Here is an 18960-nt window from a genome sequence, read left to right as displayed (position 1 = left end):
TGGCGGCGTTTCCCATTGGATCACCGCCCCATGTCTGATTACTCCGATGACTTCTCCGGCGAGAAGAGCAAATCCCAGGTCAAGCGCGAGCTGCATGCGCTCCAGGAACTAGGCCAGCGCCTGGCCGGCCTCAAGCCCGACCTGCAGCGCAAGCTACCGCTGACCGACGCCCTGCGCCGCGCCCTGGAAGAAGCACCGAAGCACACCGCCAATTCGGCCAAGAAGCGCCATGTCCAGTTCATCGGCAAGCTGATGCGCGAACAGGACATCGACGCCATCGTCGCGCTGCTCGACCAGGTCGATGCCTCCACGCGCCAGTACAACGAACGCTTCCACAATCTCGAGCGCTGGCGTGACCGGCTGATCGAGGGCAACGACGAGCTACTGGAAAAATTCATCAGCGAGTACCCCGACGCCGACCGCCAGCACCTGCGCGGCCTGATTCGCCATGCCCAGCACGAAGCGGCGCAGAACAAGGCACCGGCCGCCTCACGCAAGATCTTCAAGTACATACGCGAGCTCGACGACACCCAGCGCGGCTTGCGCTGAGCGCCCCGCGCGGATGACGCCGTCGCCCGCGCGCATCACGCGCCAGTACCGCCGACCGTGATCGCATCGATCTTCAGGGTCGGCTGACCGACGCCGACCGGCACCGACTGGCCATCCTTGCCGCAGGTGCCGACGCCGCTGTCCAGCGCCAGGTCGTTGCCGACCATCGATACCCGGCTCATCGCCTCCGGACCGTTGCCGATCAGGGTCGCACCCTTGACCGGTGCGGTGATCTTGCCGTCCTCGATCAGGTAGGCCTCGCTGGTGGAGAACACGAACTTGCCGCTGGTGATGTCGACCTGACCGCCGCCGAGGTTGGCGCAATAGATGCCCTTCTTTACCGAGCGGATGATTTCCTCGGGGTCGCTCTCGCCGGCCAGCATGTAGGTGTTGGTCATGCGCGGCATCGGCAGGTGCGAGTAGGACTCGCGGCGGCCGTTGCCGGTGCGCGCCACGCCCATCAGGCGGGCGTTGAGCTTGTCCTGCATGTAGCCCTTGAGCACGCCGTTCTCGATCAGCGTGGTGCATTGGGTCGGCGTGCCCTCGTCGTCCATGCTCAACGAACCACGGCGCTCGGCCAGGGTGCCGTCATCGACGATGGTGCACAGGTTGGATGCCACCTGCTGGCCGATCTTGCCGCTGTAGTTGGAACTGCCCTTGCGGTTGAAATCACCTTCCAGGCCGTGGCCGACCGCCTCATGCAGCAGCACGCCGGACCAGCCGGCGCCCATCACCACCGGCAGGGTGCCGGCTGGTGCAGCGATCGCCTTGAGATTGACCAGTGCCTGGCGCAGCGCCTCGCGGGCATAGCCCATGGCGCGATCTTCGTTGAGGAAATAGCGGTAGTCGGTACGCCCGCCGCCACCGTGGCCGCCGCGCTCGCGACGGCCGTTCTGCTCGACGATCACGCTGACGTTGAAACGCACCAGAGGGCGGATATCGGCGCCCAGGCTGCCGTCGGTAGCCGCGACCAGCACGCGATCCCAGACGCCGGCCAGGCTCACCGTCACCTGTTTGATGCGCGGATCCAGAGCACGGGTGGCGAGGTCGATGCGCTTGAGCAGCTCGACCTTCTGGGCGCGGTCGATCACGTCCAGCGGGTTGTCGGCGGCGTACAGCGGCATCACTTCGGTAGCCTTGAAGGCCTGCACGCGGCCCTGCTGACCGGCGCGGGCAATCGAGCGCGCGGCGCGAGCCGCCTGGCTCAGCGCTTCGGGGGTGATGGCATTGCTGTAGGCGAAACCGGTCTTCTCACCGGACTGGGCACGCACGCCCACGCCCTGGTCGAGGTTGAAACTGCCCTCCTTGACGATGCCGTCTTCCAGCACCCAGGTTTCCGAGACCTGGGTCTGGAAGTACAGGTCGGCGGCGTCGATGCCAGGGCCGGCCAGCTCGCCGAGCACGCCCGGCAGGTGCTCCAGGGTCAAGCCGCCGGGGCTCAGCAGTTGCTCGCTGACGGTCGATAACAGGTCGCTCATAAGGTCTCCACATCAGGCTGCCGCGGCTCGGCCGCAGCGAAAAAACGTTTGTGTCGCAGCACCGGCATACGCTCGCGAATCGCCACCTGCTCGCCGGCATCCCGCTCGGCCAGCAGCATCGCTTCACCCTCGGCGTACTCTGCCAGCTTACGCCCCCAGGGGTCGACGATCAGGCTGTGGCCGTGGGTTTCCCGGCCGCCAGGGTGAATGCCGCCCTGGGCCGCCGCCAGCAGGTAGCACTGGGTTTCGATGGCGCGGGCGCGGATCAGCACCTCCCAGTGCGCCGCCCCGGTAACCCGAGTGAAGGCCGAGGGCGCGGTGATCAATTCGGCGCCAGCCTCACGCAGGGCGCCATAGAGTTCAGGAAAGCGCAGGTCATAGCAGACGGTCAAACCCAGACGCCCGACGGGCGTGTCGGCCACCACTATCTGCCCGCCATGGGCATAGTCGTCCGACTCGCGATAACGGCCGCGGCTGTCGCTGACATCCACGTCGAACAGGTGCAGTTTGTCGTAACGGGCGACGAACTCGCCGTGCTCATCGACCAGTAGCGAGCAGGCCCGCGGCTTGCCGTCGGGCTCATCTCGCGGTGGCAGCGGCAGGGTCCCGGCGACTATCCACAAACCAAGCTCGCGGGCGGCGCTGCGCAGCCAGGGCAGCACCGGGCCTTCGCCGCTGGCCTCCTGGCGGCCAAGAGCTGCGGCGTCGCGGCGGCCCAGAGCGGAAAAATTTTCCGGCAGCACGGCTAGTCGCGCGCCACCCGCCGCGGCCTGCTCCAGCAGGCGCCGGGCCTGCAGGAGGTTGGCGGCGATATCGTCCTGGCTGACCATCTGGATCACGGCGAATGACATCATGACCTCCGGCTCAGTTGGGCTTCTCGAACGGCTTGTCGAACTTCAGTTCCGGGTCGTGCAGCGTGCCCTCGACGTCGTACTGCACGCTGGCGAAGCGCGCCACGCGATCACCCAACAACTTGTCGGCGATGAACAGCGCACCGCCAATGGCCGGTGCGCCGACGATCAAGGCGGCAATCGGCAGGTTGTTGGTCACCGGCAGGGTGACCAGCAGCTTGGCGTCGATGCCCTCGTTAACCATGTTAAGGGTGCCGTTGAGCTCCAGGTTGCTCGACGGGCCGGTCATGGTGATCGGCTCCTGGGTGACGAACACGCCGTCGGTAGCCAGCAGGTTGCCTTTCACCCGGTCGTAGCTCAGGCCCTTGTCGAGCAGGTCGGAAAAATCCAGGCGCAGACGCCGGCCGATGGAATTGAAGTTGAGCAGGCCGAATACCCGCAGCGCCGATGCTGAGCCCTGCACCTCGACGAACTGGCCCTTGCGCAGCGCTGCGTCGAGGCTGCCGGAGTAGCGTTTGAGGCTGAACCAGGCTGGCGAGCCCGGCCAGTGGCCGTCGGCGTCCAGGCGGAAGCTTTCGCTGGTCGCTGACGGCGCGTAGCCCCAGGCCTTGAGCACTTCGGAGAGCTTTTCGCCCTGCAGGCGGCCCTTGTACCAGCTGCGCGTCTGCCCCGGCACGCCCTGCCAGCCGATGGCGCCGCCCATATGCAGGCCCTTGAGGTTGATGTCCAGATCGCTGAACTGCACGCCCTGGCCGTCCGGCCGTGCCTTGAGCGACCAGGTGCCCATGTCGTCGTCGCCCTGGAACACATGGGCGACGCGCAGGTTCAGCGCCGGAATCTTGCGCGGGTCGAAATCGGCCAGCGGATCAGGCGCCTCAGGCTCCGGTTCGTCCTCGGTTTTCGGCTTGACGGCCGGCAGGCGCACATATTCCATATCGGCGACGATAGGCTTGTCGGCGGCCTCGAACAGGTCGATGCGGCCCTTGGCCAGGGTGCTGTCCAGGTTCAGCGACCAGCCGCCATTGAGCGGACGGAGGCCCACATCCAGATCATCGAGCTTCTGCCCAAGGCCTTCGAAGTGGCCGATACGCAGCTGCGCATCGCTGAACAACTGCTGCGTCTGCTGACGTGACGCCTGTTGATAAGGCTCGATCGCCTTCTGCCATTCGGCCAGGTTGACCCGCTCGACGCGCCCACGCACCCGCACGCCGCGACTACTCGGCAGGATCGCCGGGCCATCGCCAATGCGCAGCTCACCGCGACTCTGGTCAAACTTGCCTGTAGGTGCAGCCAGGGTGAAGCTGGCCACATTGGCGTAGTCGAGCCCATAGCGCTGCTCGGCACCGCCGAAACTCATGCGCCACTGAGCCGCGCGCTGCTCGTTGGCAGCCTTGCCGAAGGGCGCCGGCAAGCCAATGCTCAGGCCCTTGAGGTCGGAGTCGACGCTCAGCTGGCTTTGCGCGCCCTCCAGGCTCAGGTTCAGGCGATATGGCAGGCTCCCTTCGGCCGGCAGCTTCTGCTTGACGCCCAACCACTGCGTCAGGCTCGCCAGAGTTACCACGCCATTGGCCTCGATCTGGCTACGTGGCTGACCGGGTTTGCCATCGGCCACCGCCTTGCCACGGATGGCATGTCCCAGCGCTCGGGCAGTGATCGTCGGCGCGCTCAGCCCCTTGCCCGTGTCGTAACGGAAATCTCCGGTCACGTCGCTCAATTGCAGATCGGGCTTGCTGATGGCGAGCGAGGCCTTGTTGGCGCTGAAGTCGACGATCACATTGGCCGGCTCGCCTTTCTGCAGTGGGATATCCAGATTCAGAGCGCCATTGAGGGCGCCCTCGCCCTTCCAGCCAGCGAAAGTGTCGGCGACGCCAAGCGGGGTTTCCTGAAGGATCTTCAGACCATCGCCGACGCTGCTCTGCAGCTTGCCCTTGAGCTTCAGGTGCGGAGTCTGGCCACTGTCGACATGGGGGATATCGGCAAATGCCTCGCGCACGCGGCTGTCGAGAATCTTGCCTTCGGAAACGCGCACGCGCACGCCGCTGTCTTCGATCAGCACCTGGCCGCGGGCATCACGCAGCGCCGGCCAGCCGGGCTGGAAGGCCAGCTCGGCGTCCTGCACGTCGAAGAACAGGCTGATACTACGCACTGCCGGATCCGGGTTGCGGTTGATCGAACCCTGATACTGAAAGTAGCCCTCGTTGACCTTGCCGCTGCGGATGGCGGTCTTCAGCCATTCGTCGAGGGCCGGGCTGAGCACCGGGGTCGGCAGGTACTTTTCGGTGAAACGCGCATCGCCGTCACGCATGCCGACGCGCAGGTCCATATAGTCCTCGCGCTCTGGGTCCTTGAGCATGCGGATCAGAAAATCGCCGGCCACCTTGCCCTCTTCACCCACCACTTGCAGATAAGGCGCACGCAGGGTGAAGCCTTCGTCGTCGAGGGTCCAGGTCAGCCGACCCTTGGCCTGCTGATAGACCCAGGCCTTCGGGAACAGGGTGGTCAGGTGCAGGGAGAAATCTTCGCTGTCGACCTTCAGTTCGCCGCCGCCCAGGTCGCCGGTGATGCTGCCACTGCCGTTCTCCACGGCAGGCGAGGCATGCCAGGCGGAAAAGCCGACGCGCTCTAGGTTGGCGGAGAACTGCAAACGTTTCGGCCCCTCAGCATCCGGCTGGAAGCTGGCGTTGAGGTTACGCAGGCCGCCGTGGGGCTTGAGGGTCTGCAGCAGATCCAGCGCCGTGTCCGGCAGCGGCGCCAGGCTCTCGACTAGCGGCACAAGCGGGCCGACATCGAGGCGGTCGGCGCTCAGTTTCCAACGCTGCGACTGGTCGTCCTTGGCCGCCTGATGGCCCAGGGCGATTCGCGCTTCGCCCCAGCGGTTGTCACCACGGCTGAAGGCGAAATCATCGAGCAACAGGTCGAAGTCATCACCCTTGCGATCGAAGTAGGCATTCAGGGCCAGATCCTTGAGGGCGACGGACTTGCGCTCGCCATAATGCCCCTTGATGGCTGGCGCATGCAGGCGAGTAACGGCACGCTGCAACTGACGCTGGTCCCACACGCCCCACAGCTCACCGCCCAGTTGCAGATTGTCGAGGTGCCAATCGCGGGTCAGCCTCTGCGGCAGCCAGGCGGCCCAGTCGCTCTGTGGCGCACTCAGGTACAGCTCGGCACGGGCGTCCTGCCAGTGCTCGGCCTGGATGCGCGTGCGCAGCTGCAGGGCCAGGGGTTGGCCATCCGGCAGGTGCAGGCGTGCGTTCAGGCGCTGACGGCTGCTGCCGTTATCGACGCTGAGGTTGATGTCGGTGAGTTGCAGCGGCGCCTGCCCGAGCGCCTGGACGCTAACCTGGCTGCCGAGCAGGGAAAGATGGCCGAGCACCTGGGACTGGCGCAGCGCCTTGGCGATATCCAGCGGCGGCTGATTCTGCCGTTGCGGCAGGCCGTCCACGTGCCAGGCGCCTTGCTCGTCTTCACGCAGGGTCAGGCTGAGGCCATCGAGCTGTAGATCGGCGAGGCGCGGTTGCCAGGTCATGAGGCTGCCAAGCAAGTCGGGCACCACCTTCACCTGGTCGAGAGCCAGTGCCTGCTCGCCTTCGCCAATGCGCAGATCGCGCACGGTCAGCAGCGGCGCGAAACCGCTCCAGTGCCCTTCCAGTGCGCCGATGCTGACCGGCATGCCCAGGGCCTCACTGGCGCGGGTTTGCGCCTCTTCGCGGTATTCGGCCACCAGGGGCACCAACTGGCGACCGAGGCTCACGTAAAAGGCGGCCAGCACCAGGCCCAGCGCACACAGCCCCAGGCCCCAGCGCAGCAACGTGGCGAATGCCTGCCCCAGACGCGCCATTCAGTTCACTTCCCGGCCCGGCCGGGCAACGTTACAGCAGCACCACATCATATTGTTCCTGGGAGTACATGGTTTCGACCTGGAACTTGATGGTTCGTCCTATGAATGCTTCAAGGTCGGCGACGTTGCCCGATTCCTCGTCGAGCAGGCGGTCGACCACCTTCTGGTTGGCCAGCACGCGGTAGCCCTCGGGCTGGTAGGCACGGGCCTCGCGGAGGATCTCACGGAAGATTTCGTAGCAGGTGGTTTCCGCGGTTTTCAGCTTGCCGCGTCCCTGGCAGTGGCTGCACGGCTCGCACAGCACCTGTTCGAGGCTTTCACGAGTGCGCTTGCGGGTCATCTGCACCAGGCCCAGCTCGGTGATGCCGATGATGTTGGTCTTGGCGTGATCGCGCTCCAGTTGCTTTTCCAGGGTGCGCAGCACCTGGCGCTGGTGCTCCTCGTCTTCCATGTCGATGAAGTCGATGATGATGATGCCGCCGAGGTTGCGCAGGCGCAGCTGGCGGGCGATCGCGGTGGCCGCCTCGAGGTTGGTCTTGAAGATGGTTTCTTCGAGCGTGCGATGGCCGACGAAGGCGCCGGTATTCACGTCGATGGTGGTCATCGCCTCGGCGGGGTCGATGATCAGATAGCCGCCGGACTTGAGCGGCACCTTGCGCTCCAGGGCCTTCTGGATCTCGTCCTCGATGCCGTGCAGGTCGAAGATCGGCCGCTCGCCCGGATAATGCTCCAGACGGTCGGCGATTTCCGGCATCAGTTCGGCGACGAAAGCGGTGGCCTTGCCAAAGGTTTCCCGGGAGTCGACGCGGATCTTCTCGGAGCGCGGGCTGACCAGATCGCGCAGGGTGCGCAGGGCCAGGCTCAGGTCCTCATAGATCACCGAGGGCGTCGGCGCACTTTTCATCTGCTCGGCGATCTGCGTCCACAGGCGGCGCAGGTAGCGGATGTCGACGAGAATCTCCTCGGCCCGCGCGCCATCGGCCGCCGTACGCAGGATGAACCCGCCGGCTTCGGCGATGCCTTCAGCGGCCACGCAATCGGTGACCACCTGTTTGAGGCGTTCGCGCTCGGCTTCGTCTTCGATCTTCAGGGAGATGCCGACATGACTGGTGCGCGGCATGTACACCAGATAACGCGACGGGATCGACAACTGGGTGGTCAGGCGCGCGCCCTTGCTGCCAATCGGGTCCTTGGTGACCTGGACGGTGAGGCTCTGGCCTTCGTGCACCAGGGCGCTGATGCTCTCCACGGCGCTGCCTTCGCGGCTGGAAATTTCCGAAGCATGGATGAACGCCGCACGCTCCAGGCCGATGTCGACGAACGCCGCCTGCATGCCGGGCAGCACGCGCACCACTTTGCCTTTATAGATGTTGCCGACGATGCCACGGCGCTGGGTGCGCTCGACGTGCACTTCCTGCAGGACACCGTTTTCCACCACCGCCACACGCGACTCCATCGGCGTGATATTGATCAGAATCTCTTCACTCATGCGCCCATCTCTTGGCTGAGATGAAGCTGAAAGCAGCGGCGGGCTCATCGCGCCCGAACCATCGCAGCCTGCAACCTCTTAGGTTATGCGCTGGCAGTCGTTTGCCAACACGGAATCGCGAATTGCGCGAGCAGTTCGGCAGTCTCGCACAACGGCAGGCCAACCACCGCTGAATAACTGCCCTGCATCTGGCTGACGAACACTGCAGCCAGCCCCTGAATACCATAACTGCCAGCCTTGTCGCGCGGCTCGCCAGTGGCCCAATAGGCTTCAATCTGTTTCCGGTCGAGAGGCTTGAAGCACACCGTGCTGGTCACCACGCGCGCTTCGGCGCGGCTATCACTGACCAGCGCGACGGCGGTCAGCACCTGATGCTCGCGGCCGGACAGCGCCCCCAGCGTGACCAGCGCATCCTCGCGGTCGACGGGCTTGCCGAGAATCCGGCCATCGAGCACCACGGCGGTGTCGGAGCCGAGCACCACGGCGTCGCGGCGATCAGCCAGAGTCGCGAGAGCAGCCTGAGCCTTGGCCCGTGCCAGGCGCTCGACGTAGGCCGCAGGCGCCTCGCCGGGCTGCGCGGTTTCATCGATGGGCACCACGTGGGTGGTGAAGGGGACGCCGATCTGCGCGAGCAGCTCGCGACGGCGCGGCGAAGCGGAGGCCAGGTAGAGCGTGGTCATGCACAGGTCTCGCAATCAGGCGCTACAGCGCGGTTCAGTTGACTCGCATGCGCCGGTGCACGGCACGCAGCAGGGTGCACACCCAGGGCCAGAGTAGCGCGCTGACCAGAGCCGGCAGCACGAAGGCGAGGGTCGGCGGGCGGTTGCCGGTCAGGGCGTTGAGCCAGAGCTGCACCAGTTGAGCCACGCCGAACACCACCAACAGCACCATGCTCTGCTGCCACATGGGAAACATGCGTAGGCGCTGATGCAGGCTGAGCACCAGAAAGGTGATCAGGGTGAGGATCAGCGCGTTTTGCCCCAGCAAAGTGCCATTGAGCACGTCGGCCAGCAGGCCGATGCAGAAGGCGCTGGTCATGCCGATGCGGTGCGGCACGGCCAGCACCCAGTAGGTGAGAAACAGCGCCAGCCACAGCGGTCGGCCGATTTCCATGAAGCGCGGCATGGCCGATACGCTGAGCAGCAAGGCCAGCACCAGACTGGCCCAGATCACCCAGAGGTTGCTCGAACGGGACGCGATCATTAGCGGGGCTCCTCACCGTTGGGTGGCTCTACGGGCTGCACCTCCGGTGGCGGCGCCTCGACCGGTGGGGCGTCTTCGATAGGCGCTTCGGCGTCAGGACGGTGACGCGTCTGGCGGTCGACCTCTTCCTGAGCCTCCGCCGACTCGGCAGCACGCTGCTCCGGCGAACGCGGGTCGGTGAATACCAGCAGCATGTAGCGGGTGCGATTAAGGTTGGCGGTCGGCACGGCCCGGACGATGGCGAACGGCTGACCGGAGTCATGCACCACCTCGGTCACCGTGGCCACCGGATAGCCAGCCGGGAAACGCTGGCCAAGACCGGAGCTGACCAGCAGATCGCCTTCCTTGATGTCGGCGGTATCGGCGACGTGGCGCAGCTCGAGGCGTTCGGGGTTACCGGTGCCGGTGGCGATGGCGCGCAGGCCGTTACGGTTGACCTGCACGGGAATGCTGTGGGTGGTGTCGGTGAGCAGCAGCACACGGGAGGTGTAGGGCATCACCTCAACCACCTGGCCCATCAGGCCGCGAGCATCGAGTACCGGCTGGCCGAGCACCACGCCGTCCTTCTCGCCCTTGTCGATGAGAATGCGGTGGGTGAAGGGGTTGGGGTCGATACCGATCAGCTCGGTGGCCAGCACTTCATCGTCGACCAGCGCCGAGGAGTTGAGCAGTTCGCGCAGGCGCACGTTCTGTTCGGTCAGCGCGGCCAGCTTCTGCAGGCGGCGCTGCATCATCAGCTGTTCGGCCTTGAGCTTCTCGTTCTCGGCGGCCAGCTCGTTGCGCGAGCTGAGCTCCTGGGTGGCGCTTTCCCACAGAGTGACCGGCAGACGGCCAAGCCAGTACACTGGCTCGACGATCAGGCCGAGCTGGCTACGAACCGAATGCAGGACGGTGAGACGGGCGTCGACGACCATCAGAGCGGCCGACAGCACGGCGAACACCAGCAGGCGAACACCGAGCGAAGGACCTTTGGCGAATAGCGGCTTTATGGTGATTACCTCGTAGCCTGCCCGGAAGCTGCATGCGGCGCGATGGTAGCTTCCGAGCTGCTGCAGCGTGAGGCGTGCGGCTTATTCGGTGGACAACAGATCCATGCTGTGACGATCCATCATCTCCAGCGCCTTGCCGCCGCCACGGGCGACGCAGGTCAGCGGGTCTTCGGCGACGATCACCGGCAGGCCGGTTTCCTGGCTCAGCAGCTTGTCGAGGTCACGCAGCAGCGCGCCACCACCGGTCAGCACCAGGCCGCGCTCGGCGATGTCCGAAGCCAGCTCGGGCGGCGACTGCTCCAGGGCGCTCTTGACCGCCTGGACGATGGTTGCCAGGGATTCCTGCAGCGCTTCGAGCACTTCGTTGGAGTTCAGGGTGAAGCTGCGCGGCACGCCTTCGGCCAAATTGCGGCCACGTACGTCGACCTCACGGATCTCGCCGCCCGGGTACGCGGTGCCGATTTCCTGCTTGATGCGCTCGGCGGTGGATTCGCCGATCAGCGAACCGTAGTTGCGGCGCACATAGGTGATGATGGCTTCGTCGAAACGGTCGCCGCCAACCCGTACGGATTCGGCATAGACCACGCCGTTCAGGGAGATCAGTGCGATTTCAGTGGTACCACCACCGATATCGACGACCATCGAACCACGGGCTTCTTCGACCGGCAGGCCGGCACCGATGGCAGCGGCCATCGGCTCTTCGATCAGGAACACTTCGCGGGCACCGGCGCCCAGCGCGGATTCACGGATGGCACGGCGCTCGACCTGGGTCGACTTGCACGGCACGCAGATCAGCACGCGCGGCGACGGCTGCAGGAAGCTATTTTCGTGAACCTTGTTGATGAAGTACTGCAGCATCTTTTCGCAGACGCTGAAGTCGGCGATCACGCCGTCTTTCATCGGGCGAATGGCGGCGATGTTGCCAGGAGTACGACCGAGCATGCGCTTGGCGTCAGTACCGACGGCGACGACGCTCTTCTGATTGCCATGGGTACGAATGGCGACGACCGACGGTTCGTTCAGGACGATGCCGCGCTCGCGTACATAAATAAGGGTATTGGCAGTGCCCAGGTCAATCGACAGATCGCTGGAAAACATGCCACGCAGTTTTTTGAACATGGGATAGGGACCCTAGGCAACGCGTGGTAAAGATCGGCGCAAGAAAACACGCAGGTAAAAAAGTGCGGCAAACTCTAACAACGGCAGGGATTTTGAGCAAGGCACCAATATGTTAGATTGCCTGTTTTTCCGCGGCCTTGAGGCATCTTTCACACGGGTGGCGACAGCACTGAAAAGCTGTCATGCGCTACCGGTAACTGCCCCAAACCGCACGTCGCCGCCTTAGACCGCCAGCCAAGCGCATCCGTTCCCTGCCACCTGTGCACGGGTACCTGCCGATACGCGCGCTGGCGACCGCCTGGCGGCCAGTTTTCAAAGGGAGAACCCGATGGCGCTTGAACGCTCCGAGGTGGAAAAGATCGCACACCTGGCCCGCCTGGGCCTGAGTGACAGTGAACTGCCACAGACCACCGCAACCCTCAACAGCATTCTGGGCCTGATCGACAACATGCAGGCGGTCGACACCACCGGCATCGAGCCCCTGGCCCACCCGCTGGAAACCACCCAGCGCCTGCGTGCCGACGCCGTTACCGAAGCGAACCAGCGCGACGCCTATCAGGCCATCGCCCCGGCCGTGGAAAGCGGCCTGTACCTGGTTCCCAAAGTCATCGAGTAAGGAAAGCCTTCCGCCATGCATCAATTGACCCTGGCCGAGATCGCCCGCGCACTCGCCGACAAGCAATTCTCCTCCGCCGAGCTGACCCAGAGCCTGCTGAGCCGCGTCGAGCAGCTCGATCCGCAGCTCAACAGCTTCATCACCGTCACCGCCGACCAGGCCCTCGAGCAGGCCAAGGCCGCCGACGCCCGCCGCGCTGCGGGTGAAAACGGTCCGCTGCTCGGCGCGCCGATCGCCCACAAGGACCTGTTCTGCACCCAGGGCGTGCTGACCAGTTGCGGCTCGAAGATCCTCACCGGCTTCAAGGCGCCCTACGACGCCACCGTGGTCGACAAGCTCAAGGCTGCCGGTACCGTCAGCCTCGGCAAGCTGAACATGGACGAGTTCGCCATGGGCTCGGCCAACGAATCCAGCCACTACGGCCCGGTCAAGAACCCCTGGGACACCAGCCGTGTACCCGGTGGTTCCTCCGGCGGCTCCGCGGCTGCCGTGGCGGCACGGCTGATTCCGGCCGCCACCGGCACCGATACCGGCGGCTCGATTCGCCAGCCGGCCGCGCTGACCAACCTCACCGGCATCAAGCCGACCTACGGTCGGGTGTCGCGCTGGGGCATGATCGCCTACGCCTCCAGCCTCGACCAGGGCGGCCCGCTGGCCCGCTCTGCCGAGGATTGCGCCCTGCTGCTCGGCGCCATGGCCGGTTTCGACCCGAAGGATTCGACCAGTGTCGATCAACCGGTCGATGACTACCTGGCCGCCCTCGCCCAGCCACTGGCGGGCCTGCGCATCGGCCTGCCCAAGGAGTACTTCGGTGCCGGCCTGGACGCGCGCATCGGCGAGAAAGTCATGGCCGTGGTCGAGGAGCTGAAGAAGCTCGGCGCAACCGTCAAGGACATCAGCCTGCCGAACATGCAGCATGCCATCCCGGCCTACTACGTGATCGCCCCGGCCGAGGCCAGCTCCAACCTGTCGCGTTTCGACGGCGTGCGTTTCGGCTATCGCTGCGAAAACCCGAAGGACCTGCAGGATCTGTACAAGCGTTCCCGTGGCGAAGGCTTCGGCGAGGAAGTGAAGCGCCGCATCATGGTCGGCACCTATGCGCTGTCCGCCGGCTACTACGACGCTTACTACATCAAGGCCCAGCAGATCCGCCGACTGATCAAGAACGACTTCGTGGCGGCCTTCAAGGACGTCGACGTGATCCTCGGCCCGACCACGCCGAACCTGGCCTGGAAACTCGGCGAGAAGAACGCCGACCCGGTCTCCGCCTACCTGGAAGACATCTACACCATCACCGCCAACCTGGCCGGCATTCCCGGCCTGTCGATGCCGGCCGGCTTCGTCGATGGCCTGCCGGTGGGCGTGCAGTTGCTCGGCAACTACTTCCAGGAAGGTCGTCTGCTCAACGTCGCGCACCAGTACCAGCAGGTCAGCGACTGGCACAAACAAGCACCGAGCGGATTCTGAGGAACACTTTTATGCAATGGGAAACCGTCATCGGGCTCGAGATTCACGCTCAGCTCAGCACCCAATCGAAGATCTTCTCGGCCAGCGCCACCACCTTCGGCGCCGAGCCCAACACCCAGGCCAGCCTGGTCGACCTCGGCATGCCCGGCACCCTGCCGGTGCTCAACGCCGAGGCCGTGCGCATGGCCTGCCAGTTCGGCCTGGCCATCGATGCAGAGATCGCCGAGCGTAACGTCTTCGCGCGCAAGAACTACTTCTACCCGGACCTGCCGAAGGGCTACCAGACCAGCCAGATGGATCATCCCATCGTGGGCAAGGGCTTCCTCGACATCACCCTGGAAGACGGCACCGTCAAGCGTATCGGCATCACCCGCGCGCACCTCGAAGAAGACGCCGGCAAGAGCCTGCACGAAGACTTCCAGGGCATGAGCGGCATCGACCTGAACCGCGCCGGCACGCCGCTGCTGGAAATCGTCTCCGAACCGGACATCCGTTCGGCCAAGGAAGCGGTGGCCTACGTTAAAGCCATCCACGCACTCGTCCGTTATCTGGGTATCTGCGACGGCAACATGGCCGAAGGCTCGCTGCGTTGCGACTGCAACGTGTCGGTACGCCCTAAGGGCCAGGCCGAGTTCGGCACGCGCCGCGAGATCAAGAACGTCAACTCATTCAAATTCATTGAGCGCGCGATCAATACCGAGATCGAGTGGCAGATCGACGAGATCGAATCTGGCAACAAAATTGTGCAGGAAACCGTTCTGTACGACGTAGCAGCCAACAAGACCAAGTCCATGCGCAGCAAGGAAGAAGCCAACGACTACCGTTACTTCCCCTGCCCGGACCTGCTGCCAGTGGTGATCGAGCGTAGCTTCCTCGACGAGCTGCGCAGCCAGTTGCCCGAGCTGCCGCCGCAGAAGCGCGAGCGTTTCGAGCGCCAGTTCGGCCTGTCCACTTACGACGCCAGCGTGCTCAGCGCCAGCCGCGAAATGGCCGACTACTTCGAAGCCGTGGAAAAGACCTGCGGCGACGCCAAGCTGTCGGCCAACTGGGTGATGGGCGAGCTGTCCAGCCTGCTCAACAAGGAAGGCCTGGAGATCGAGCAGTCGCCGGTGTCCGCCGAGCAACTGGGCGGCATGATCCTGCGCATCAAGGACAACACCATCAGCGGCAAGATCGCCAAGATGGTCTTCGAGGCCCTGGCCGCCGGTGAAGGCGCCAGCGCCGACGAAATCATCGAGAAAAAGGGCCTCAAGCAGGTCACCGATTCCGGCGCCATCGAGGCGATGCTCGACGAAGTGCTGGCCGCCAACGCCGAGCAGGTCGAACAGTACCGCGCCAGCGATGAAGCCAAGCGCGGCAAGATGTTCGGCTTCTTCGTCGGCCAGGCCATGAAAGCCTCCAAGGGCAAGGCCAACCCGGGGCAAGTGAACGAACTGCTGAAGAAAAAGCTCGAAGGTTGAGCGATTTGAAAACGCCGGGATTGCCCGGCGTTTTCATATCTGATGGATGGCAAAGGGAGAACAATGATGCGAGGACTGTCGATTGTGCTGGTGCTGTTCAGCCTGCTGCTCGCCGGCTGCAGCACGCCCCGTGGCGGCCTGTCCTATGGCAGCGGTACGCCCTATGACAGTAGCGTGGCTGGCGATTACCGCGCCGAGGGCAAGGCCTCGTATTACGGCCGTGCGCACCACGGCAACAAGACCGCCAGCGGCGAGCGCTTCGACCAGAACGCGCTGACCGCCGCCCACCGCACCCTGCCCTTCGGCACCATGGTCCGGGTCACCAACCTCGACAATGGCCAGAGCGTGGTAGTACGCATCAACGACCGCGGCCCCTTCGCCCGCGGGCGCATCATCGACGTGTCGCGCAAGGCAGCCGAGTCGTTGGATATGCTCAAGACGGGCGTGGCGCCGGTGCGGGTGGAAAGCCTGAAGTAAGACGGAGGGGTTGCTCATGATCTCTCAGGCAGCGTAAAGGACTGCTACAAAACAAAAGCGGACATCGTTGCTTTACCTGTGGGAACGGGCCATGCCCGTGATTTTTTCGCGGGCATGGCCCGCTCCCACAGATGGGCCTTATGGCTGCTACCGCCACTTCGCAGGCAAAGCGCTGAACTTCAACCTGAAAATCGTGAGCAGACGCCTACAACGCCGGATCCCAGCGCTGCGACCAGTCGGTATCTTGCGCAGCGATCTCGCGCAGCAGCTCGAAGCTTTGCTGCAGGGCTGCCGAATCCCGCTCGCGGGAATACACCAGATAGGTCGGGTAGCTGAACTCTGGCGCCCTGGGCACCCGCTCCAGTACCTTCTTGTCCAGGTAGCTCTGCACAACGCGCGTGCGGAAGTAGCCCGAGCCGCCGTGCTCCAGGATGTATTGCAGGGCCAGCGGCCCGAGATTGAAGGACACCGGTGCCCGCGCCTTGTCCGGCAGGGCGCGGTCGTGCTGGGCGCGGAAGCTGTCGCTCCAGTCGATATAGACGTAGGGCTCCGGGTTTGCCGCACGGACCAGAATCAGCTTTTCCTCGAGCACCTGCTCGACCTGCACGCCGGCCCAGTAGGTGGGCTGGTAGACCAGCGCCGCGTCCATCACGCCCATTTCCACCTGCCGCAACAGGCTGGCGCATTCGGCCACTTGGGCGCGCACCGCGTAGCCGTCGACGCCCTCGCGGATGGCGCTGACCCAACGCAGCATCAGCGGATTGCACAGGCTCACCTCGCCGCCGATATGCAGCACGTTGTGATAACCGTCCGGCAACGGCAGGTCGCGCTGCGCGGCCTCCCAGGTCTGCTGGATCTGGTTGGCGTAGGTGACGAACGCCTCGCCATCGGGCGTCAGCCGCGCGCCAGCGCGATTGCGCACGAACAGCGTGCTGCCCAGATGACTTTCCAGCTTCTGGATACGCGCGGTGATCGCCGTCTGGGTGACGTGCATGCGCTCGGCGGCGGCGATGAAACTGCCGCTACGGACGATTTCCAGAAAGGTACGGGTAAGGTCGATATCCATGGTCGCTGGGCCAGCCCGATTGGCGCTGGCGATTCCTCAAGCCTGATCCGGCGCCCAGTGTACGGGCGCGCGGCGGATCATTCGATGCTTCAATCGAGGTGTCTGAGCAGGTCGCGGTGCAGCGCGGCGACCAGGTCGGTCTGGGTGATCACCCCGACCAGCCGGCCCTCGTCGAGCACCGGCAGGCAATGCAGGCCGTCGTCGGAGAGCAACGCGATCAGGTCGACGACATGGGTATCGACATCCACCGTGCGCACCGGCGCGGTCATCAGCTCGCCCAGCGTCTGCTTCTTCTGCAGGCCGAGGATCGCTCGCAGGTTGAACGTATTGGCCCGCGTGGCGCTGACCAGATCGACCAGGCTGACGATACCGACCAGCCTGCCGACGTCGAGAATCGGAAGCGCCTTGAGGCCGTGATGGGTGAGCAGGTACAGGCCCTTGGCGACCGCCGTTTGCGGCGTGGCGTGGATCAGATCGCGGGACATCATCTGCCCGGCACGGATCTCGCCCATGCTGCGGCGCAGCGCGTGCTTCTCGGTGCTGCGCACGATCAGCTCGAGGTCTTCGCGGGTGATGTCGACGAAGGAACCCAGTTCGTCGAGGGCGTAGTCTAGGTCATCGGCGTTGATGCCGGCGCGCTCGCTCGGCAGCGGGTCGCGGGTGTGATGCACCGCAGGCGTGCCGGGGTGCGGGCGCGGATACGGCACGCGGGTCAGGTTGTTGTAGAGCAGCGCGCAGGCCAGGAGCCCGACGCCGGCGGTCATCGCCGCCAGCGCCGGCTGCCAGAATGGCTCGCCCGGCAACGGTGTGGCGAACACCATGCAGAAGGCGATGGCCCCGCCCGGCGGATGCAGGCAGCGCAGCGGGCACATCAATAGCAGGCTCAGGCCCAGGGCCAACGCCGCGCCGAGCAGGCTGTGATCGATGAAATGGGTGATCGTCAGTGCGACGGCACTGGCGCACAGGTAGCTGCCGAGAATCGACCAGGGCTGGGCCAGAGCCCCCGAGGACACGGCGAACAGCAGCACGGCCGAAGCCGCCAGGGGGCCGGAGAAATGTACCGCCATGTGCAAGCCGAACAACTGGCTGCATACCCAGGCGCTGAACAGGAACCCGGCAGCGGCACCAAAGGCGGCGCGGCTCCACTCACGAGGACGGGTGTGCAGGGCATCAGGCAGAAAGGCGGAGAGCCATTGGGGGAAATGCGCGTGGGACTTCATCGCTACCGTCGAAAAGATCGAGCCTCTCAAATGAGAGGCCCGCTGGGGACCGCTGGAAGCGGCTTGCAGGAGCATCCGTCCCTGGATGATGTACTCGTCTGTTTGCAACCTTGCCCGCCCCGGTAGAGAAACCGTGGCGAGCAATGGAGCAGAGTGTGACGAACGGCGATAGCGCGATCAAACGAATAATAATGAAGGATGGATAAGCTTTTTTTGATACTAAAACGACACGCATCACGCCTGTGGCCCGGGTTGAGCGCAGCGATATCCGGGGAACCGAATCCTGGGTATCGCTGCGCTCAACCGCAGGCTACGTATGATCGGCTGTGCCTTTACGGATAGCTGAAGCTTTTTACCAGGGTCAGCTCACCCGGCGTACGCATCGGCACCAGAAAGCTCTCCTGCTTCTCGTTGACCGTGCCCTCTTCGGTAATCAGGGTGATCTGCCCGGTGGTGAGGATCTGCCCGGCCTCGCTCGCGCCCTCCTCGTCATAGCTGTAGCCGCCGCCGTAGTAGTTCACGTAGACCAGGTACCGGCCCTTTAGCGGCGTGGGCGAGGCGATCATTTCCGGGCCGTAGCCGGTGGTCACGTCGACATCCAGGGCAGCGCCGTTGGCCAGCGAACGATTGCCGTACCACACATGCTCGCCATCGGGCGTGACCAGGTGCAGGTCCAGGTCGGTGTTGTCGCTGTCCCACGACAGCACCACGCGCAGGCGCGCGGGGGTTTCGCCGCTGCCATTGTTGTAGAACTGCACGCGCCGACGCTGGCTGCCATCCGGGCTGCGCACCTCGACGTTGTTGCTGCCGGCCGGGAACACGAACGGGCGGTCGAAGCCGCCGTCCTCGTCGATCTTCAGCGGCATGCTGGTGCCGTTGACCACCAGGCGACCCGGCGCCCTGCTCTCGTCCTTGCGCAGCGCGCTGATCGCACCCTTGATGCGTGCGGTGTCGGCCTGGTTGGCGGCGCTGTTCACCGAAGAGGCCGGGTAATTGACCTCCTGCATGAACTGCGCGCCGTCGCCACCGCCGACGCGCCAACCGCTACGTGGCGTGTCGAGCTTCACCTCGGCCAGTGCGTACAGCGGCAGCAGGGTCAGGCAGAGGGCGATACGAGGGGTGATCAGGGCCATGA

The 18960-nt window shown here is 64.8% G+C and carries 16 protein-coding genes; 5 read left to right on the top strand and 11 right to left on the bottom strand.

Translation table 11 applies throughout. The annotated features are described in order from the left end of the window. Nucleotides 1-30: 30 nt before the first annotated feature. On the top strand, nt 31-549 hold the full coding sequence (gene yjgA / locus FB481_RS00810; protein WP_093504218.1) for a ribosome biogenesis factor YjgA: 519 nt from the start codon (nt 31-33) through the stop codon (nt 547-549). A gap of 35 nt (nt 550-584) precedes the next feature. Here yjgA and tldD read toward each other — a convergent pair whose 3' ends face one another. The 8 genes from tldD to mreB form a co-directional block, all read right to left on the bottom strand. Continuing rightward, on the bottom strand, nt 585-2027 hold the full coding sequence (gene tldD, locus FB481_RS00805; protein ID WP_147174804.1) for a metalloprotease TldD: 1443 nt from the start codon (nt 2025-2027) through the stop codon (nt 585-587). Then, the gene (locus FB481_RS00800) at nt 2024-2878 is read right to left on the bottom strand and encodes a carbon-nitrogen hydrolase family protein (RefSeq protein WP_093504220.1); all 855 of its coding nucleotides are present in this window, start codon (nt 2876-2878) and stop codon (nt 2024-2026) included. The genes tldD and FB481_RS00800 overlap by 4 nt, the downstream gene beginning before the upstream one ends. Nucleotides 2879-2891: 13 nt before the next feature. Further along, entirely contained in the window at nt 2892-6719 is a 3828-nt protein-coding gene (locus FB481_RS00795) for a YhdP family protein (protein ID WP_147174803.1), read from the bottom strand. A gap of 31 nt (nt 6720-6750) precedes the next feature. Beyond that, nucleotides 6751-8208 (bottom strand): ribonuclease G, encoded by a 1458-nt coding sequence (gene rng, locus FB481_RS00790; protein ID WP_093504222.1) that lies wholly within the window; start codon nt 8206-8208, stop codon nt 6751-6753. 83 nt (nt 8209-8291) lie between these two features. Next, nucleotides 8292-8888, bottom strand: a complete 597-nt coding sequence (locus FB481_RS00785; protein WP_093504223.1) for a nucleoside triphosphate pyrophosphatase — start codon at nt 8886-8888, stop codon at nt 8292-8294. Between the two features lie 34 nt (nt 8889-8922). Continuing rightward, nucleotides 8923-9411, bottom strand: a complete 489-nt coding sequence (gene mreD / locus FB481_RS00780; protein WP_093504224.1) for a rod shape-determining protein MreD — start codon at nt 9409-9411, stop codon at nt 8923-8925. Beyond that, a complete protein-coding gene (gene mreC / locus FB481_RS00775; protein WP_372239516.1) occupies nt 9411-10352 on the bottom strand; it encodes a rod shape-determining protein MreC in 942 nt (313 codons plus the stop codon). The genes mreD and mreC overlap by 1 nt, the downstream gene beginning before the upstream one ends. A gap of 129 nt (nt 10353-10481) precedes the next feature. After that, nucleotides 10482-11519, bottom strand: a complete 1038-nt coding sequence (gene mreB, locus FB481_RS00770) for a rod shape-determining protein MreB (RefSeq protein WP_013792778.1) — start codon at nt 11517-11519, stop codon at nt 10482-10484. A gap of 328 nt (nt 11520-11847) precedes the next feature. On the opposite strand from mreB, the gene gatC reads away from it, so the two are divergent. The 4 genes from gatC to FB481_RS00750 all read left to right on the top strand — a co-directional run bounded on the left by gatC (nt 11848) and on the right by FB481_RS00750 (nt 15539). Beyond that, complete coding sequence (gene gatC, locus FB481_RS00765) at nt 11848-12135, top strand: Asp-tRNA(Asn)/Glu-tRNA(Gln) amidotransferase subunit GatC (protein WP_013792779.1); 288 nt, start codon at nt 11848-11850, stop codon at nt 12133-12135. Nucleotides 12136-12150: 15 nt separating this feature from the next. Further along, a complete protein-coding gene (gatA, locus tag FB481_RS00760; RefSeq protein WP_093504226.1) occupies nt 12151-13602 on the top strand; it encodes an Asp-tRNA(Asn)/Glu-tRNA(Gln) amidotransferase subunit GatA in 1452 nt (483 codons plus the stop codon). Between the two features lie 11 nt (nt 13603-13613). Beyond that, complete coding sequence (gene gatB / locus FB481_RS00755) at nt 13614-15062, top strand: Asp-tRNA(Asn)/Glu-tRNA(Gln) amidotransferase subunit GatB (RefSeq protein WP_147174801.1); 1449 nt, start codon at nt 13614-13616, stop codon at nt 15060-15062. 63 nt (nt 15063-15125) lie between these two features. After that, nucleotides 15126-15539 carry a septal ring lytic transglycosylase RlpA family protein gene (locus tag FB481_RS00750; RefSeq protein WP_147174800.1) on the top strand — a complete coding sequence of 138 codons (414 nt, stop codon included), beginning with the start codon at nt 15126-15128 and terminating at the stop codon, nt 15537-15539. Between the two features lie 205 nt (nt 15540-15744). On the opposite strand, the gene FB481_RS00745 is transcribed toward FB481_RS00750, so the two are convergent. From FB481_RS00745 to FB481_RS00735, 3 genes are all read right to left on the bottom strand, one after another. Then, complete coding sequence (locus tag FB481_RS00745; protein WP_147174799.1) at nt 15745-16605, bottom strand: LysR family transcriptional regulator; 861 nt, start codon at nt 16603-16605, stop codon at nt 15745-15747. Nucleotides 16606-16694: 89 nt separating this feature from the next. Continuing rightward, nucleotides 16695-17825, bottom strand: coding sequence for an HPP family protein (locus FB481_RS00740; RefSeq protein ID WP_147174798.1), 1131 nt, complete (start codon nt 17823-17825; stop codon nt 16695-16697). Between the two features lie 332 nt (nt 17826-18157). Continuing rightward, a complete protein-coding gene (locus tag FB481_RS00735) occupies nt 18158-18958 on the bottom strand; it encodes a YfaP family protein (protein ID WP_147174797.1) in 801 nt (266 codons plus the stop codon). Nucleotides 18959-18960: the final 2 nt, after the last annotated feature.

It is taken from the genome of Pseudomonas sp. AG1028 (assembly GCF_007993955.1).
Lineage (GTDB): Bacteria > Pseudomonadota > Gammaproteobacteria > Pseudomonadales > Pseudomonadaceae > Aquipseudomonas > Aquipseudomonas straminea.
Note: the sequence above shows the minus strand (reverse complement) of the source record. Positions and strands in the feature narration are given on the sequence as shown.

Bases quoted from the DNA above. Each gene is read 5' to 3' on its own strand.
- yjgA (WP_093504218.1), top strand. From the start codon at position 31: ATGTCTGATTACTCCGATGACTTCTCCGGCGAGAAGAGCAAATCCCAG.
- tldD (WP_147174804.1), bottom strand. From the start codon at position 2,027: ATGAGCGACCTGTTATCGACCGTCAGCGAGCAACTGCTGAGCCCCGGC.
- FB481_RS00800 (WP_093504220.1), bottom strand. From the start codon at position 2,878: ATGTCATTCGCCGTGATCCAGATGGTCAGCCAGGACGATATCGCCGCC.
- FB481_RS00795 (WP_147174803.1), bottom strand. From the start codon at position 6,719: ATGGCGCGTCTGGGGCAGGCATTCGCCACGTTGCTGCGCTGGGGCCTG.
- rng (WP_093504222.1), bottom strand. From the start codon at position 8,208: ATGAGTGAAGAGATTCTGATCAATATCACGCCGATGGAGTCGCGTGTG.
- FB481_RS00785 (WP_093504223.1), bottom strand. From the start codon at position 8,888: ATGACCACGCTCTACCTGGCCTCCGCTTCGCCGCGCCGTCGCGAGCTG.
- mreD (WP_093504224.1), bottom strand. From the start codon at position 9,411: ATGATCGCGTCCCGTTCGAGCAACCTCTGGGTGATCTGGGCCAGTCTG.
- mreB (WP_013792778.1), bottom strand. From the start codon at position 11,519: ATGTTCAAAAAACTGCGTGGCATGTTTTCCAGCGATCTGTCGATTGAC.
- gatC (WP_013792779.1), top strand. From the start codon at position 11,848: ATGGCGCTTGAACGCTCCGAGGTGGAAAAGATCGCACACCTGGCCCGC.
- gatA (WP_093504226.1), top strand. From the start codon at position 12,151: ATGCATCAATTGACCCTGGCCGAGATCGCCCGCGCACTCGCCGACAAG.
- gatB (WP_147174801.1), top strand. From the start codon at position 13,614: ATGCAATGGGAAACCGTCATCGGGCTCGAGATTCACGCTCAGCTCAGC.
- FB481_RS00750 (WP_147174800.1), top strand. From the start codon at position 15,126: ATGATGCGAGGACTGTCGATTGTGCTGGTGCTGTTCAGCCTGCTGCTC.
- FB481_RS00745 (WP_147174799.1), bottom strand. From the start codon at position 16,605: ATGGATATCGACCTTACCCGTACCTTTCTGGAAATCGTCCGTAGCGGC.
- FB481_RS00740 (WP_147174798.1), bottom strand. From the start codon at position 17,825: ATGAAGTCCCACGCGCATTTCCCCCAATGGCTCTCCGCCTTTCTGCCT.
- FB481_RS00735 (WP_147174797.1), bottom strand. From the start codon at position 18,958: ATGGCCCTGATCACCCCTCGTATCGCCCTCTGCCTGACCCTGCTGCCG.